Below are 17,414 nucleotides of genomic sequence, written 5' to 3'. Positions count from 1 at the left end.
AGGATTGCTGAGTTTCACACAGATTGTTGTATGCGATACAAGAATTGTCCTGCTAAACCGCTTGGAGGGGACGAAATGTTGCCTTTTATACAACAGTTCTGGATTATTGCCGGGATCATGCGGAGAATGTTGTATTATGGGCAGGATTTTTGCAGCGGCAGATCTGCTACTCAAATAAGTGTAGTTCAATTAAATTAATGAAGTAATGATTGAGCGTAAAGGGAGTGTACTCATGCTTGAAAAATACGGACACGGCGGCGATCTGTTGACAGCGGCCGAGCTATACGGGGAGAATAGCGGCGGCTTCCTGGATTTCAGCGCCAATATTAACCCGCTGGGCCCGCCGCCGGGGGTGCTGGCGCTGCTGCGGGATGCGGTCTCCGCAATTACGGCTTATCCTGATCCGGGACACCGGAGGCTGAAAGCGGTGCTCGCGGAAAATCTGGGAGTGGGCACGGACTGGATTACCGTTGCCAATGGAGCCGCCGAGTCGATGGCCCTGCTCCTGCTGGCAGCGGCCCCGCGCCGCGTAGGCATAATCGAACCCTGCTTCTCCGAATACCGCCAGCTGGCGGAGCAGTTCGGTGCAGAGGTTTCATCCGTTCAGGGGACCCGCGGCAGTGATTACCGGGCCTCCGTGGACGAGATCTCCGGCCTGCTGGAGCAGACGGATCTGCTGTTCCTCGGCCAGCCGAACAATCCGAACGGCGTCCAGTATCCGCTGGACGAGCTGCGGCTGCTGGCCCGCAAGGCGGAAGCCTGCGGGACAATTCTTGCCGTGGATGAAGCGTTCATTGACTTCATCCCGGAAGCGGACCGGCAATCCCTGCTGCCGGAGCTGGGGGCTTACCGTCATACGGTGCTGGTGCGCTCGATGACGAAGTTCTTTGCCATTCCGGGGCTGCGGCTGGGCTTCACTGCCGCGCACCCGGAGCTTGCCGCGGCGATGACCGGCAAGCAGGTGACCTGGAGCGTGAACGGCCTGGCCCTGCTGGCCGGGGAAGCTTGTCTGCAGAGCGGCGACGGCTATGTGCAGGAGACGCGCGCGCTGATCGCAGCAGAGCGGCAGCTGCTGCGCCAAGGTCTGCTTGAGCTCGGCTGCGAAGTGCCGCCGGGCGAAGCGAACTTCCTGCTGCTGCGGCTGCCCGCTCCGTGGAGCGCGCAGGAGATGCAGCGGCGGCTGGGCGCGGGCGGAATACTCGTCCGCAGCTGCGCGATGTACCCCGGCCTTGAGCCGGGGCATATGCGCGTCGCGGTGAAGGGCCGGGCGGACAATGCCCGGCTGCTGCGGGAGCTGGGGGCGCTGCTGCGGGCGGGGATCTGAGAGCTGCAGCAGTTGAGAGCGTGCCAGCCACCAGCAGTTAGCGTGCCCAGCCGCCAGCCGTTAGCGTGCCCAGCCACCGTGCCAGCCGCCAGCCGTTACGCGCCACCGTCAGCCGTTACGCGCCAGCCACCAGCCGTTACGCGCCAGCCGCCAGCCGTTACGCGCCAGCCGCCAGCCGTTACGCGCCACCGTCAGCCGTTAGCGTGCCCAGCCGTCAGCGTGCCAGCCGTCAGCCGTTACGTGCTAGCCGCAAGCCGTCAGCGTGTCAGCCGCCAGCCGTTAGCGTGCCAGATACCAGCCGCTGCCAGCCGTCAACGGTTCTCCGGCTCGCTTCGCTACCGGTGTGCACGCAGCCTCTCCACAAGAAATAAGTGGAAAAAGAGCATTTATTTAGCCTGAACCAGACAATTTCGGGACAGCAGTTGGAAAAAGTACATCTATTCGTCCCGCATCCCCGTTTGGAGGCGGAATCAAGAGAATTAGATGCCATTTTTCCACTTAATAAATGCATATACGGTTAAATCATATAATTAAATGTCATAAATCCACTTATTTAGCCGGCTATAGCATCGGAACGGAACTCTTCGCTTACCGGAAGGGTCCATCATCAACCTAATGTACAAAGAAATCGCTCCTTTTGAAATGGCGGGTAGTACCTCCATTAATTACAGGAACGGTTTTTTTTGTGTTGTTTTGAAGTATGTATGTTACCGGAAAGTTAATTCGCTACGCGTTCGTTACGAAGCGTGCTTGAACCCAAGCATTACGTTTACCCGGATGGCCGGCCGTAAAGAGGTAAAAAAAGTCGGCTGGATGTAAAGATATTCGTATGTTTAAACTTACCGGGTTTTTATATGCTTAAAACAAATACACAAGGAGGTTAAAGAATGCTCAGAATACCCTTACGAAAAATCCCCGTCTTGATATTGCTGGCTTCACTGGTCTTATCCTCAGCTCCGTTTGGAGAGCCCCCGGCCGCCTATGGAGCAGACGGTGCAAATGCCGCAGATGCCGCAGATGCCGCTGTAAGCTCCCCCGCACTTGATATTACCCAAAGTAAAGTAGAAGGTGAGTATGCGCTGGATCTGTCCGAGGTTGGGAATGTAGACTGGCTGCATCTGAAAGGCAACGGCCCGGATGACATCATTCAGATTAAAAAGGCCGTTCCCAGCTCTGTAACCTTCAGCGTGTACGGGAACGGTACGACAGGTACCGAAGGGAAGCCGGATAGGGGCAATGACGGGAATTATTTGTCCTATTCCTGGAATGACGGCATGGCTGGTTATGAAAGGGCTGTCAAGGATACCGGATTCGGCGTGTTTTTCCCCAAAAACAGAGATTCGGGGATATACGGGGATGTAGGCTGGACCTTCCAAGTTGCCCCTCAGCCGCAGGAGTCGACGGTCGTCTTCGGCATCGGGCTATGGCAGGCGAAAGCTGCTGTGAAGATCTATGCAGATATGGACCTCGTGGAGACGAAGGAAATCAGTGCGGGGGGAACCTCGGAAGTATACAAGTATCAGATTAAGGTGCCAGCCAATGTGCAACTAAGAGTGGAGGGTCTGCAGGCAGAAACCCTTTCACGGTACGGTAACATGTCCTTCTCGGGACTTGCGGTAAGCAGCAAGGAGGTAGCCGACAAAAGTGCGCTGCAGCTTGCCTATAATCAGGTGAAGGACAAACTCCAAGGTGTATACACGGATGAATCCTGGCAGGACTTTGCCAAGGCAAGGGTTGAAGCCAAGGAGGTTCTGGACAAGCAGGATGCCCTACAGGAGGAAATCGACAGTGCCCTGTCGCTTCTGGAGCAGAAGCAAGCGGCTCTGGTAAGAAGAGAAACCAATCTGATGATCGATTACACAGGTGCTGCGGAGAATGAATACGAGTTCGGCAGCAACGGGGATCAGCAGGACAGATATCAGACTTTTACAGCTCAGGAGAGCTTCGAGATGCAGTACGCACAAGTAAATGTGAGGAAAATGTCCAATAGCGTAAGCGACTTGACCGTGAAGCTATATGGGACAGACCCTTCCGGCTTCCCGGCAGGTGCTCCTCTTGCAGAGACGGTGGTCGGACGGGACCGTGTTGCGGACGGTGAAATGACTACGATTCCACTCCGTTACAGTCTCGCCGGAAATACACGGTACGCTCTGGTTTTATCACAGAAGAATCTGTCCGCCGGCAAATACCGCTGGATGGTCATGAAGAAGAACGGGGAAACGGCAAGTGAATTTTTTGGCAAAAGTGTCTCCGGTGCCTTCCAATCCGAAGCACATCTGGGTACCGGCATCTTAAGAATTATTAAGAATACGGATGTGGACAGAACCGCCTTACAGGCCTTAATCGATGATATTGCCAAATCTAACTACAACAGCAGGCTGTACACCGTGCAGTCGTGGTCTGCACTCGAAGCTGCGTTGGCTAATGCCGGCCTGGTTTTGAACGATTTTGACGCTGACCCGGAGGAGATCAATGCAGCGCTCAGCCATTTACAGGCGGCAAGGGGCCAGCTGGAGATTAATATGGATATGGCGGCGATTGCCGGGCAGATCGATCTTATTAGCCGGGCCGTCATCAAAGGCTACACCCTCAGTTCCCTGAACACCTTGAATGCAGCTGTGCAAGCCGCCAAGGCGCTGGATGTTAACGCTCCGGATAACGAGAAGCTGACCGCCTTCTCCGCTGTTTTGGAAGCGGTTCATAATTTGAAGACCGCAGGCAAATACCAGTACGATACGCATGCGCAAATGACAGCAGCCTTCGGCTTCGAAGGCGACAAGAATGCTTCGCTTGCTTTTCTGGACGGATCGTATCAGATCGGCGGAAGCCGTCCGGAGCAGCATGGTCCGGTAGCCCCTAAGCAAATGGTCACGTTCGGAGTTGCAGATACAAGCAACATCAAGTGGACTAAGGGGGAAGGTTATTTACCGGTAATGATCAGTGAATATACGAAGAATAAAGTAGACTACAAGATTGAGACCTTCGCCAACAAGCATACGGTGGACCATAAGGATTATGTCATCAACTATTCGAGAGTCACGGCTGCGAATCATTCAGGCGAGCTCATGCTGCTGCCGGTCGTCTCGGGCAATCTGGTGCCACTCAATGCGGACGCTGTAAATACGTACACCGTTCAGCCGGGGGAGAGCGTTGTCAGGGAATATGCGATTGAAGCTGATAAATATGAATATTTTGACAAGAACGTGACCCGGTATACTTCCTTGACCAAAGAGCAGGTGGCGGGTCTGGGAACCTTCGAAGCCAACTACAGTGAGATGAAGGCTTATTGGCTGAATAGACTCTCCGCAGTGGTGGATATCGGCTTGCCGAACCGGGAGCTTGAGAATGCGTTCAAATCCGGCTATATCGATACGCTGATTATTAAAGATGATACGTATCTGCATGTAGGGGAGAACGGCTATGCCCGGTTATTCTCCCATGATACGCTGGGCATTCTGGTGAACCTGATTCAGAGCGGGGATTTCGCCCATGCGCAGGATTATCTGAAGAGTATCCCGCTGACAGGCGGAATCAACATTGAGACGGGTCAGGTGGACAGCAATCTGTATTGGGACACAAACTGGAAAATTCCGTGGGCCTATGCGGTTTACTTAAGTAAAACCGGAGATGCCTCTATCTTCGATGAGCAGATGACCGCCGATGACGGCTCTACCGGTACCGTATTTGAGAAGCGGGTTAAATTCGGAGCGAGAACCATCGAGAGTGACCGCAACGCTGACGGAATTATGAAAAAAACGTATGCGATTGATTCCGAGGGCAACTGGACGATCGACAATTACTCTGCCCTGACCGGTCTGACCGCCTACGAATATGTAACCCGCGAGCTCTACCGTATAAAGAATGACGAAGCCTATTTGCAGGAGGCGGAGTGGGCAAAAGCAAGGTATGACGACTTATTGGCCAAATTCACAGCCAAGCTGCAGCAGACGATAACCGAAGAAGGGCTTGATTATATTCCGGCCTCGGTCGTTGAGACCAATGATGAGAACCGGATGAGAGACTCCAGAGATGCGAACTGGGCTTCCATGTTCCTGTTCGGCAGATGGCACTGGGACGGATATCTGTATGGGGCGGAGCAGCCCGAGGACAACATCAACCTGAAGCTGCTGGACGATACGTATTCCTATGGAATCAACCGGCGTATTCAGGAGGATACGACAGATTCTCCGTACAACTTCGGGGGGTATCCGCATGGCTTTTATTCAAGCGCGTACAACGCCGGATACGGAAGCGCTGCGCTGCGCGGAGAAGAATACCGGGATATGGGCATCAAAGCGTATGAATTCATGATTGAAAATTCGATGAGCGGGCCGTTCAGCTGGTGGGAAGGGATCAATTATCCTGTCGCAGGAAGCCCTTGGGCACAGACGAATGATCAGCTGAACCTTCAGAATACACCGGGCGGCGGCGGATCGGCCCAGCATATGTGGGGACAATCCGTGAACTCCAAGGTGCTCATTGATTCCCTGATTGCCGAGCGGATATATGATCAGAACCAGAAGGCTGAGATTATTGTAGGCCGCGGGATCCCTAAGGAGTGGGTCAAGGACGCTGCCAAGAACAATAATGTGGTGGCCAGTGTGCAGAATTACCCCGCTCTGCAGGGCGGCAGAGTCGGGTACAGCATTGTAAGACAAGACAATCAGCTCGTGGTGACCTTCAGCAGCGATTTGAGTCAGGCGAAGGTAGAGGCCGGAGGGGCCAGCTTCAGTGTCCAATTGCCAAGCATGGTGAACAATATTACGGATGTATCTGCAGGCATAATGGATAACAGCAAAGGTATCGTTACGGTCCCGTTAAATACAGCCTCAGTAACGATAACTTTAGGGGATTTACCGAAACCGCTGGCTGTTAACTTAGATAAGGATAAGCTTGAAATTGTTTATGCTGATGGAGACCTCCAGACCTCGGTTACGAAAGACGTTATTTTGCCGGCAGCAGGCGAACATGGAAGTGAAATTACCTGGACCTCAAGTAGTCCCGATATCATCTCCAGTAAAGGAGAGGTTAAGCGTCCGGCGAGCACAACCGGGGTGACTTTGACGGCCATCCTGAAGAAAGACGGGGCAGAGGCGCAGAAAAGCTTCGTATTGACGGTTCTAAAGGCAGACACCAAGCCTGACGGAGGCACGGATACAGGGAACAATGGTAATAATGGTAATAACGGTAACAACGGTAACAACAGCAATAACGGCAATAATGGCAATAAAAACAATAATGGGAATGAGGGCAACAACACGGGGAATACCGGTACTATCGTAACCACCGGCAATACGGGCAGCACAGGAAATCCAGGCGATGGCGGTATGGCTACTCAGCCTGCGTTCAAGGATGTAGAGAAGCACTGGGCAAAAGAGAGCATTATAACTGCGGCGCAGCGCAAGCTGGTGAACGGTTATGCAGACGGAACCTTCCGTCCGGACGGAGCGGTTACGCGCAGTGAATTCGCGGTGATCCTGGGCCGCGCCTTACAGGTGGACCTTGCGCAATCCGGACTTTCCTCCTTCACGGATGAAGGCAGCATTCCGCCATGGGCGAAGCCGTATGTTGCCGCAGCAGTTAAATCCGGCTGGATTACAGGCTATACGGATCAGTCCTTCCGGCCGGGCGGAAACATTACCCGCCTGGAGATGATTGCCATGATTGTCCGGGCGCTGGAATGGAAGACAGAACCTAAGGCTAAGGCAGCTTTTGTAGATGCGGAGCTTATTCCTTCATGGGGTCAGCCGTATGCGGCAGCCGCCTATGAAGCGGGTCTGGTTGAAGGCCAAGGCAATAACCGGCTGGCTCCAAATGATCAGGCAACGCGGGCAGAGGCAGTAACCCTGATTCTAAGACTGTTAGACATAACTGAACAGCAGTAGCATACGGCAGAGCAAGCTGGCGTCCGGATTTTCGGCGTCAGCTTTTTGTTTGTAGGCTACAAACATTGATACAGAGAAAACGAGATACTATATAATGATATAGTCGGTTTAGGAATAGTTTATTGCGCGAGAGGAGCGGATGTATTGTGAAAAAAGTGAATGTGAACCTACCCTTTAATCTTGACGGTGGATTGGCAGTGTACCAGAGCAGGGTCTGGCAGGGATTAACGCTGGAGTGGCGGGAAGGCCATCTGCTGCTGGAATTTCCGGCTGAGGTAGACAGTATATCAAGCGCAGTGTATGGCGGAGGAACAGGCCGCCTGAAGCGGGCGGTGAACCAATATGTCACCCGGGACTACGAATGCAGCAATCCGGTACGGGATATGGAAAATAAGCTGCAGGAGTGGGGTTATCCGCTGGAAGGCTGTGCCGGACTGATGACGGCAGTTCCGCTTGAACATGCCGCAGTTGCCGAGGAGGATACCGGCTCTGCGGGGATTATGTGCTGCGTGACAGCGGCTGCGGGCAATGCCGCCCGCGCCGGATCGCAGCGCAGCGTGCTGGCGGCTTACCGCCCGGGCACGATTAACATTATGCTTGGCATTGACGGATGGCTGTCGCCGTCGGCCATGGTCAATGCCGTGATGACGGCGACGGAAGCGAAGGCTGCCGCACTGGCAGATCTCGGAATTACGGATTCCGAGAACGGTCTAATCGCAACCGGGACCACAACGGATGCCATCGTGCTCGCGGTGAGCGGGAGCCGCCGCTATGCAGCGGAGCATGTCTACGCCGGAACTGCGACTGACTTGGGCGGAGCCATCGGCAGGCTGGTGTACAGTGCGGTGACGGAAAGTCTGAGTTCGGTGAAGGCGGCAGAGGCTGCGCGGAGAGCGGAACTAGCTAACTTGGCGCAGGCAGAGCAACTTGCGGCTTCTGCGGGAACTGGGCAAGCCGCGGGTGGAGAAGAAGCAGTTGAAGTCGAAGCAGTTGAAGTCGAAGCAGTAGTGGCAGCTGAACTGTTACCGCCGCAAGAAGCACTAAATGGGCAGCCCGGTCCTCTGAAGAAGGGCGGCCGGGAATAATGTCTGGAATGATGAAGAAGGACCGCCAGGAACCGCAGCGGGGTGAACCAAGGTGAAGCTTGCCATCATACTGTTGGCCGCTTATATAGTGGACCGGATTGTCGGCGATCCGCGTAATCTTCCCCATCCCGTTGTCTATATGGGGAAGGCCATCAGCTCGATAGAGCGGCTTATCCGCCGCTTCGCATCGGCGCCCCGTGCCCTGAAGCGGGCGGGGCTGCTGCTTCCGCTCCTGGTAGCAGGAGGCGCATGGATGCTGACAGCGCTGCTTGTCATGCTACTCTATAAGATATCCCCCTGGCTGGCCGGGGCTGCCGAAGTATGGCTGATCTCCACAACGATTGCCTCCAAAGGGTTGAAGGATGCCGGGCTGGCGGTATATATAGAACTCCGCCAAGGAGATATTCCCGCTGCCCGCAGAGCGCTGGGAATGATCGTCGGCCGGGATACGGCCCACCTGGGGAGTCCGGAAATCGTCCGCGGCACAGTGGAGACAGTGGCGGAGAACATAGTCGACGCGATCATCTCGCCGCTGTTTTTCGCCCTGCTGGGCGGGGCTCCGCTGGCTATGGCTTACCGTGCGGTGAACACGCTGGATTCCATGGTCGGCTACAAGAACGACAAGTACCGCGACCTCGGCTGGGCATCCGCCCGTCTGGATGATGTTGCGAATTACATACCGGCGCGGATTACAGCGCTATTACTAACCTTATGTGCGGCGCTGCTGCGGCTGGACTGGCGGAGATGCTGGCGTACCGTGCGGAGGGATGCACGTCTTCATCCCAGCCCGAACAGCGGCTACCCGGAATCGGCAGTTGCCGGAGCACTGGGCATCCGCCTGGGCGGAGAAAATGTATACCACGGCGTAACCTCCTTCCGCGCCTACATGGGAGATCCCCTGCGGACAATGGAGCCGGAGGATATTATCGTGACTTCGCGTATGATGATGCTGTCTTCAGCCATATTTGTCTGCCTGTGTGCAGCGGTTGCTTTGTTAAGGAACGGGATTGGAGGCTGAGCGGAGTGCAGATGGACAAGGACGAGGGTAAGAATGCGGACAATGACAAGATAAGCCACTTGAAGGATTCGGCTCTGGTAGCTCGCAGCGTTCTAAGTAACCCGGCACCGCAGCAGGAGTTGGGGCTGGGGCTAGGGCGGGAGTTGGAGCAAGAGCTGGGGCTAGGGCAGAAGTTGGAGCAGGAGCTGGCGCGGGAGCCTCAACTGGAGCAGGAACTGGAGCAGGAGTTAGAACTGGAGTTGGAGCAGGAGCAGGAACCTCAACTGGAATTAGAGCTGGTGCTTATCCGCCATGGGCACACGCAGTGGAACAAGGAACGGCGCTATTTAGGGAGTACGGATCTACCGCTGCTGCCGGAGGAGCGGCAGCAATTGTCCACACTAAGCGGCCAGCCTGCACTCGGCGGGGAATTCTGGCGTGTCTATTGCAGTGACATGCTCAGGTGCAGGGAGACGCTGGCAGCCGTGGCTCCACACCTGGAGCGGCAGGCCATCTATGATTCGCGGCTGCGCGAGCTGGATTTCGGCGCCTGGGAAGGCTGCACGTATGAGCAGCTCCAGGATAACCAGCTCTACCGCAGCTGGATTGACCACCCCGAATTAGTAACACCGCCGGAAGGGGAAGCGTGGGAACAATTTGAAGCCCGGGTGGATGATTTCTGGGCTCAGCTGGAGCAGGAACTGGAGCATACAAGCATTAACAGGGGGATGCCCTGGATTGAAACCAGCGAGCTAAGGGTGGTTCCACCAGGGGCAGTTCCACCAGCGCCAGATTCACCAGTGCCCATTTCATCTGTGATAGTTCTACCAGTACCAGATTCACGAGTGCCGATTCCATTTGCGGCAGTTCCACCAGCGGCAGATTCACCAGTACCAATTTCATCTTCGGCAGTTCCATTAGCGCCAGACTCACCGCCCAATCCCCCGCCTCCGCGCGTGCTGATAGTGACTCATGGCGGCATTATCCGGCTGCTGCTGGCGCGTCTGACCGAAGGAGTAAATTTCTATACAGCAGCTGCACCCGCGCCTGGTGAAGTCACTGTACTGAATCTTCGGAAGGATGAAGGAGCCTGGCGCATGATACCGCGCGAAGTGTAGCTACCACGGCTGGAATAGGGACCACTATAATTCGGTTGCGAAAAACCGAATACAATGTGCCACCGAGAGGGTTAATAAGCCAAATGTATGCGAAAAACCGAATACAATGAGCCGCCGACAGCGGTAACGAGCCGAATGTATGCGAAAAACCGAATACAATGTGCCGCCGATAGGGTTAACGAGCCAAATGTATGCGAAAAACCGACTACAATGTGCCGCCGACAGCGGTAACAAGCCGAATGTACGCGAAAAACCGACTACAATGAGCCGCCGACAGCGGTAACAAGCCGAATGTATGCGAAAAACCGAATATAATGCGCCGCCGATAGGGTTAATTAGCCAAGTGTATGCGAAAAACCGAATACATTGTCCCCCCTTAGAACCACAGCCGGAAGAAAATCCCGGGGCTGTGGTTCTTTTTTTACGGCGGCGTCTGTGCCATGATAGCTATGGGGGCGATAGCGGTATGTTTAAGGATTTCAAGCTCATTGCCGGACGTCCGGTATATATCCAGGTGAAGGATTACATGAAGCATCTTATTATCAAAAGCGCGCTCCAGGGCGGGCAGAAGCTCCCCTCAACACGGGAACTCAGCACACTCCTCAAGGTCAGCCGCAACTCGATTATCTCGGCTTATGAGAGTCTGGAGGATGACGGCTTCGCGTATACGGTGCAGGGCCAGGGGAGTTATGTCTCACATGGCGCAGCAGCGGGGCACGGAGATCCGGAAGCGGCATCCTGGAGCGTGGACTGGAAAGAGCGGCTCAGCGGCCAGGCGCTGCTCGCGGAAGAGCTGGACATTATGAAGCGGGGAATCCGCGCGGGGAAAGGAACGATTTCTTTTACCAGTATCGCGCCGGATGAGAGCCTCTTCGATCTGGATCATGTCAAAAAAGCTTTTCTGGAACGCATGTCCGTGGAGGGCAACGTTCTGCTGAATTATGGATATGCCAAGGGATATAAACCTTTAATAGATTATTTGCGGCAATATATGGAGCACAAGGGCGTGGATATGCGCGGGAAGGATCTGCTGATTACGAACGGGTTCACGGAGGGCTTCGACATAGTGTTGTCTGCTCTGGGTAAGCGGCATGGCGCTGTAATCTGTGAGAACCCGACCCATCATACGGCGATCAAGAATCTGAAGCTGCACGGCTTCGGGATACACGGGGTAACGATGGAGCGGGATGGCATCCACCTCGGCGAACTCAAGCGCGCGCTCGAAGAGCGGGAATACGACTGTGCATATCTGGTCCCCTCCTACCACAATCCTACCGGAATTGTCATGTCTCCCGAGAAAAGACAAGGCCTGATGAAGCTCATGTCGGATTACAAGGTGCCGGTTATCGAGGATGGTTTCAACGAGGAGCTGCGTTATTCGGGTGCCCATGTGGCTCCGTTAATGGCGGCGGCAGGAGGCGGGAATAGCGTCATCTACCTCGGCAGCTTCTCCAAAGTGCTGTTCCCCGGGCTGCGGGTGGGCTGGGTGCTGGCGGATCAGGAGCTGATCTATTATCTCGAAAGTGTCAAAAGGGCACGCAGTATCCATACCTCGACGCTCGACCAGTCTATTTTGTACCAATATCTGCTGGGCGGCAATCTGGAGAAGTATCTGAAGAAGGCCCGGCTGGAGTATAAACGCAAATACGAGCTGACGCTGGCCTGCTGCAAGGAGCATATTCCGTATGCCTCATTGTCGGGGGACGGGGGACTGCATCTGTTTGTAACGTTCGCTGAAAGCTTCAGCACAAGGGAATTGCTGGCAGCGTGCCACGGGCAGGGGGTTATTTTTACGGCGGGAGACATCTTCTTCACAGACGGTACAGGGCAGAATACGCTGCGGCTGGGCTTCTCCAGAGTGGCGGATGAGGATATACGCAGAGGGATCGAAATTATTGGCAGGACAGCACGGCAACTTATGGGATGAAGGGGTGTACGGATATGATTAGAGTGGGAGTTATTATGGGCGGCGTATCGTCTGAATATGAGGTGTCCATGAATACCGGCAGGGAGATGCTGAAGGCGCTGGATCCGGCAAAATACACCGGGATTCCTGTACCTATCACCTCACGGAAGGAGCTGCTGGAGGGCGTGGAGGGGCTGGACTTCGCTCTGCTCGCCCTGCATGGGACCTACGGCGAGGATGGCACCGTACAAGGTGCGCTTGAAACGCTAGGCATTCCTTATTCCGGGAGCGGCGTGCTGTCCAGCAGTCTCTGCATGGATAAAGGGCTGGCCAAGACGGTTATCCGCAGCAAAAGCATCCCCACACCCGACTGGCTGTGCTGGGACAATATCAATGAATATGCACCTGAAGCCGTGGACCGGCTGGGTTATCCGGTGATGGTCAAGCCGAATTCCGGCGGCTCCAGCATCGGCATGACCAAGGTGAATCATCCGCAGGAGCTGCGCGGGGCGGTGGAGAAGGCTTTTGCCGCTGACTGTTCGGTGCTGATTGAGCGTTATACAACAGGGCAGGAGATTACCTGCTCCATTCTCGGTGGAGAACTGCTGCCGGTAATCGGGATTCAGTCGCTCGGTGCCGACTGGTTCGATTACAGCGCCAAATATGAGCAGGGCGGGGCGGAGGAACAGATCATCCAGTTGCCTGCGGAGGTCGAGGAACGGGTGCGTACGGCGGCACTTACCTGCTACCGGGCGCTGAAATGCGCGGTGTATGCACGGGTGGATATGCTGCTGAAGGACGGCATTCCTTATGTGCTGGAAGTGAACACGCTGCCCGGCATGACCGCAACCAGCCTGCTGCCGCAAAGTGCAAGGGCGTCTGGCATCTCCTTCACCCGGCTGCTGGATGAGATTATCACCGGATCGCTGCGGGAGCGCGGAGGTATGGGTGGAGCAGCGGAAGCACCAGAAGCACCGGAAGCACCGGAAGCACAACTGGCACAGCAAGGGGGTGGCAGGTTATGAACAGAAAACAATCTGCTTTGCCTGTGGACCGCCACCCCCGCATCCCGAGCCTCACTGGCATCTCCCTGCACAGCGACCCCATTACTCCGCGCTTAAGGGAGATCCCGCCTTCGGGCATCCGCGCTTTTTTTGATCTGGCTGCGGGTAACAACGATATTATTACACTCGGGGTTGGTGAGCCCGACTTCGCTACTCCTGAACAGGTCAGAGCGGCCTGTATCCGCGCCCTGGACCGCGGGGAGACGATGTATACGCCTAACAGCGGGAGGATGGAGCTGCGGGAGGAGATTGCCGGGTATTTGCAGAAGGGCTTCGACCTGCAGTACGATCCTGCGGACGAAATATTGGTTACTGTAGGGAGCAGTGAAGCCGTGGATCTGGCGCTGCGCGCCTTCATCGCACCGGGCGATGAGATTCTGATTCCTTCCCCGGGTTATGTCGCCTATGCACCTATCGCCTATCTGAATGGCGGAACGCTGGCCACGGTGGAGACGACTGTGGAGCAGGGCTTTAAGCTCACGGCCGAAGCACTGAAGCGGGCAATCACTCCGCGATCCAAGCTGCTGATGGTGAATTTTCCAAGCAACCCTACGGGGGCGGTAATGACCTATGAGGACTGGCTGCCGGTAGCTGAGGTGGTGAAGGAGCATGGGCTGATCGTGATTTCGGATGAGATCTATGCCGAGCTGACCTACGACAGCGCACATGTAAGTATTGCCTCACTCCCGGGCATGAAGGAGCGGACGGTGGTGATCAGCGGGTTCTCAAAGGCTTTTGCCATGACCGGCTGGCGGGTCGGATATGCCTGCGGGAACCGCGAACTGCTGGCGGCTATGCTCAAGATTCATCAATACACAGCCATGTGCGCGCCTGTGCTGGGCCAGATCGCCGCTGCCGAATCCCTGCGCAGTGCTCTGCCGGATAAAGACCGGATGAAGGCATGCTTTAAGGACCGCCGGACAATGTTTGTAGACGGACTGCGGTCTGCCGGACTGCCCTGCCATATGCCGCAGGGGGCTTTCTATGCTTTTGCCTCCATTGCCCGCACCGGCATGAGCTCGGAGGAATTCGCCTTAAGGCTGCTGAAGGAGGCGGGAGTCGCAGTTGTTCCGGGCCATGTGTTCGGGGCTGGCGGAGAAGGGTATATCCGCTGCTCCTATGCGGCTTCTACAGCGAAGCTGACCGAAGCGCTGGAGCGGCTGGAAGGCTTCATGAAGGTAAAAATCTAATTGTAAGATCAATCTATATCACCTATAATCCTTTAAGGAAGAAATAGGGATATGTTAGAATTCAATTGGCTTGCAGCCAAGTCAGCGGAAGCTCCCTTCTTCAGAGCAGGGGAGCTTTTTTGTGTTCTGATGACAGTATGCAGAGCAGATAGAAGTGGATTATTTTCAGTAGATTGTTTTCAATAGAATATACAATAGATAACAGGAGGTAATATCATGATCACAGCCATACAAGAAGTAACCGGACGGATCGCTCCGCCTGATGAAAAAGCGACCTTACGCGCGGTGCTCCGCCTGAACAGCCTGACCAAGCCGCCGGGAAGCCTCGGGCGGCTGGAGGCGCTGGCCGTCCGGCTGGCCGGGATCTCCAAAGTAGAACAGCCCTGTTACAGCAGACGTACGGTAGTAGTTATGGCAGCGGATCATGGGGTCTGTTGTGAAGGGGTCAGTGCTTTTCCGCAGGAGGTTACAATGCAGATGGCCTATAACTTTCTGAGCGGCGGCGCAGCCGTGAACGTGCTGGCCCGCCAGGGTGGTGCAGAAGTTCAGTTCGTGGACATCGGCATCAATGGTGATATTACCCATCCGCAGCTGATCGACCGCAAAGTGCGCCGCGGCACGGACAATATGGCGGCAGGTCCTGCCATGAGCCGCGATGATGCGCTGCGCGCGATTCTGGTTGGGGTTCAGGTGGCTCAGGAAGCGGTGAAGAACGGGACGGAGATTTTTATTACCGGTGAGATGGGGATCGGCAATACTACAGCAAGTGCTGCAGTATTATGCGCACTGGAAGGTATTCCGCCAGAGACGGCGGCCGGACGGGGGACAGGCATTGACGACGAGCGGCTGCGCCACAAAATATCGGTGATCGAACGCGCCCTGAAGGTGAATGCTCCGAATCCGGCAGATCCGATCGATGTGCTCTCGAAGGTAGGCGGGCTTGAGATTGCCGGCCTGGCCGGTCTGATTCTGGGAGCGGCTGCGCTGCGGATTCCGGTCATTCTGGACGGTTTTATTTCCGGAGCGGCAGCCCTCGTCGCCAAGGCATTGGCACCGGAATCAACGGCTTACATGATTGCTTCCCATGTCTCAGGCGAGCAGGGGCATAAGCTGATGCTGGACCGCCTCGGTCTGGAGGCGCTGCTGGATCTCGGACTGCGCCTCGGTGAAGGTACCGGCGGAGCGCTGTGCCTGCATTTCATTGAAGCGGTCTGCCGGATTATGCGGGAGATGGCGACCTTCGAGAGTGCGGGGGTCTCCGGGTCGGAGAGCGTATGAGCATCCTTGTAACCGGAGGGGCACGCAGCGGGAAAAGCGGCTTCGCCGAGCGCTTAACCCGGAAGCTGGCAGACCCGCAGCAGGCGGTCTATGTGGCGACCGGGCAAGCGTTCGATGAAGAGATGAAGGCCCGGATTGCCCTGCACCGGCAGCAGCGGGAGGAGGGCGGCTTCCGCTGGGAGACTCTGGAGGAGCCGCTTGAACTGTCGGCGCTGCTCCGGCGGCTGTCCGGCAGCGGCTGCGGTCAGGCAGTCTTGGTGGACTGCCTGACGCTCTGGCTGTCCAACCAGCTGCTGGCTGTGGAGGAACGCAGTGACCGGCAGCAGCTGGTGGAGGCGGCAATTGCCGGACTGGAGCAGAGTGTCTCCAGCTTCCAGGGGACGCTAATTTTGGTTACCAATGAAGTAGGCGACGGCATTGTGCCGGAGTATTCACTCGGCCGGCTGTACCGTGACCTGGCCGGACGGATGAACGCGCGGCTTGCCCGGCAGTGTGAGCAGGTATTCCTGGTTACGGCCGGAATACCTGTTGAGCTGAAGAGCCGGGAGTACATTCTGTGAGCGCGCGGGGGGATGCCGCTGCTGCTTTTCAGTTCCTGTCGCGGTTTCCGGTCAAATACAGCCCGGATTTCTCGCCTGAGCTGCTGCGCCGCAGCGTGGTCTATTATCCGCTGGTCGGCGCAGCCATCGGCCTCAGCGCCGCGCTTGGCGCAGCTGCCGCCGCCTGGCTGCTGCCGGCCTGGCCTGCCGCTGTCATCACCCTCATCCTGTGGGTGGGGCTGACTGGCGGGCTGCATCTGGACGGCTGGATGGACAGCGCCGATGCGCTGCTCAGCTACCGCTCGCGGGAGCGAATGCTGGAGATTATGAAGGACAGCCGCGTAGGCGCTATGGGCGTGCTGGCCTGCGTGCTGCTCCTGCTGCTGAAGGCCTCGCTGCTGGCGGCATTGATTGAAGGCGGCAGCTACAGCATGTTGCCGCTGCTCCTGCTGCCGCCGGTCTGGAGCCGCTGGTACATGGTGCGGGCCATGGCCCGCTATCCGCTGGCCCGCGGCAATGAAGGGCTGGCCGCCAGCTTCGGCGGGCTGCCTGCCCGGCTGGAGCGGCGCGCGCGTCTAACCGCCGCGCTGCTTACGCTGGCCGCTGCCGCGGCGCCTCTGGCGCTCGGCGCGGGCAGCGGGGCCTGGCCGCAGCTGGCAGCGGCGGCCGTCCTGGCGCCGGCGGCTGCGGCAGCCTGCGGCATGCTCGCAGCGCGGCGGATTGCCAGCCGGCTCGGCGGGCTCACCGGCGACGTCTACGGCGCGCTGGGCGAACTGCTGGAGACGGTGGTTCTGCTTGTGCTGGTACTGCTGCAGCACAATCTGTAGCGGACAGCGTCCGCCATGCACTTAGGGCAGCGCCGCACAGCGCTCCAATAGGGCTATAGGGCTGCACCGCCCTGAACACCGGCAAGCAGCCAGAAAGCGAGGAAGCGAAGAAGATGAACATGGAAGATACAGCCTCAGGTAAGGCCGCACTTCAGGCAGTGACGGGAGCTGCACCGGGACCGGATAAGCAGCAGCCAGCTA

The 17,414-nt window shown here is 56.5% G+C and carries 11 protein-coding genes; all 11 read left to right on the top strand.

Annotation, left to right across the window (positions count from 1 at the left end; translation table 11 throughout):
• Positions 1 to 232: 232 nt before the first annotated feature.
• Entirely contained in the window at positions 233 to 1,324 is a 1,092-nt protein-coding gene (cobD, locus tag NSQ73_RS25725) for a threonine-phosphate decarboxylase CobD (RefSeq protein WP_340988690.1), read from the top strand.
• An 887-nt stretch (positions 1,325 to 2,211) separates the two neighbouring features.
• Entirely contained in the window at positions 2,212 to 7,209 is a 4,998-nt protein-coding gene (locus NSQ73_RS25720; protein ID WP_340988689.1) for an S-layer homology domain-containing protein, read from the top strand.
• A gap of 146 nt (positions 7,210 to 7,355) precedes the next feature.
• Positions 7,356 to 8,294, top strand: coding sequence for an adenosylcobinamide amidohydrolase (locus NSQ73_RS25715; protein WP_340988686.1), 939 nt, complete (start codon positions 7,356 to 7,358; stop codon positions 8,292 to 8,294).
• 52 nt (positions 8,295 to 8,346) lie between these two features.
• Complete coding sequence (gene cbiB, locus NSQ73_RS25710; RefSeq protein WP_340988684.1) at positions 8,347 to 9,312, top strand: adenosylcobinamide-phosphate synthase CbiB; 966 nt, start codon at positions 8,347 to 8,349, stop codon at positions 9,310 to 9,312.
• A gap of 11 nt (positions 9,313 to 9,323) precedes the next feature.
• Positions 9,324 to 10,409 (top strand): histidine phosphatase family protein, encoded by a 1,086-nt coding sequence (locus NSQ73_RS25705; RefSeq protein ID WP_340989412.1) that lies wholly within the window; start codon positions 9,324 to 9,326, stop codon positions 10,407 to 10,409.
• A 466-nt stretch (positions 10,410 to 10,875) separates the two neighbouring features.
• Positions 10,876 to 12,336: an aminotransferase-like domain-containing protein gene (locus NSQ73_RS25700; protein ID WP_340988683.1), complete on the top strand. Its 1,461-nt coding sequence runs from the start codon at positions 10,876 to 10,878 to the stop codon at positions 12,334 to 12,336.
• Between the two features lie 14 nt (positions 12,337 to 12,350).
• Entirely contained in the window at positions 12,351 to 13,340 is a 990-nt protein-coding gene (locus NSQ73_RS25695) for a D-alanine--D-alanine ligase (protein WP_340988681.1), read from the top strand.
• Between the two features lie 41 nt (positions 13,341 to 13,381).
• Complete coding sequence (locus tag NSQ73_RS25690; RefSeq protein WP_340989410.1) at positions 13,382 to 14,569, top strand: aminotransferase class I/II-fold pyridoxal phosphate-dependent enzyme; 1,188 nt, start codon at positions 13,382 to 13,384, stop codon at positions 14,567 to 14,569.
• Positions 14,570 to 14,785: 216 nt separating this feature from the next.
• The gene (gene cobT, locus NSQ73_RS25685; protein ID WP_340988680.1) at positions 14,786 to 15,847 is read left to right on the top strand and encodes a nicotinate-nucleotide--dimethylbenzimidazole phosphoribosyltransferase; all 1,062 of its coding nucleotides are present in this window, start codon (positions 14,786 to 14,788) and stop codon (positions 15,845 to 15,847) included.
• Positions 15,844 to 16,407, top strand: a complete 564-nt coding sequence (cobU, locus tag NSQ73_RS25680; protein WP_340988679.1) for a bifunctional adenosylcobinamide kinase/adenosylcobinamide-phosphate guanylyltransferase — start codon at positions 15,844 to 15,846, stop codon at positions 16,405 to 16,407. The genes cobT and cobU overlap by 4 nt, the downstream gene beginning before the upstream one ends.
• A complete protein-coding gene (gene cobS / locus NSQ73_RS25675) occupies positions 16,404 to 17,213 on the top strand; it encodes an adenosylcobinamide-GDP ribazoletransferase (protein ID WP_340988677.1) in 810 nt (269 codons plus the stop codon). Before cobU ends, cobS begins: the two co-directional genes overlap by 4 nt.
• Positions 17,214 to 17,414 lie beyond the last annotated feature (201 nt).

This window comes from Paenibacillus sp. FSL R10-2736 (assembly GCF_038000245.1).
GTDB lineage: Bacteria > Bacillota > Bacilli > Paenibacillales > Paenibacillaceae > Paenibacillus_AQ > Paenibacillus_AQ phytohabitans.
The sequence above is the reverse complement of the archived record's forward strand: the minus strand, read 5'-3'. Positions and strand labels throughout refer to the sequence as shown.

Bases quoted from the DNA above. Each gene is read 5' to 3' on its own strand.
- cobD (WP_340988690.1), top strand. From the start codon at position 233: ATGCTTGAAAAATACGGACACGGCGGCGATCTGTTGACAGCGGCCGAG.
- NSQ73_RS25720 (WP_340988689.1), top strand. From the start codon at position 2,212: ATGCTCAGAATACCCTTACGAAAAATCCCCGTCTTGATATTGCTGGCT.
- NSQ73_RS25705 (WP_340989412.1), top strand. From the start codon at position 9,324: ATGGACAAGGACGAGGGTAAGAATGCGGACAATGACAAGATAAGCCAC.
- NSQ73_RS25700 (WP_340988683.1), top strand. From the start codon at position 10,876: ATGTTTAAGGATTTCAAGCTCATTGCCGGACGTCCGGTATATATCCAG.
- NSQ73_RS25695 (WP_340988681.1), top strand. From the start codon at position 12,351: ATGATTAGAGTGGGAGTTATTATGGGCGGCGTATCGTCTGAATATGAG.
- cobT (WP_340988680.1), top strand. From the start codon at position 14,786: ATGATCACAGCCATACAAGAAGTAACCGGACGGATCGCTCCGCCTGAT.
- cobU (WP_340988679.1), top strand. From the start codon at position 15,844: ATGAGCATCCTTGTAACCGGAGGGGCACGCAGCGGGAAAAGCGGCTTC.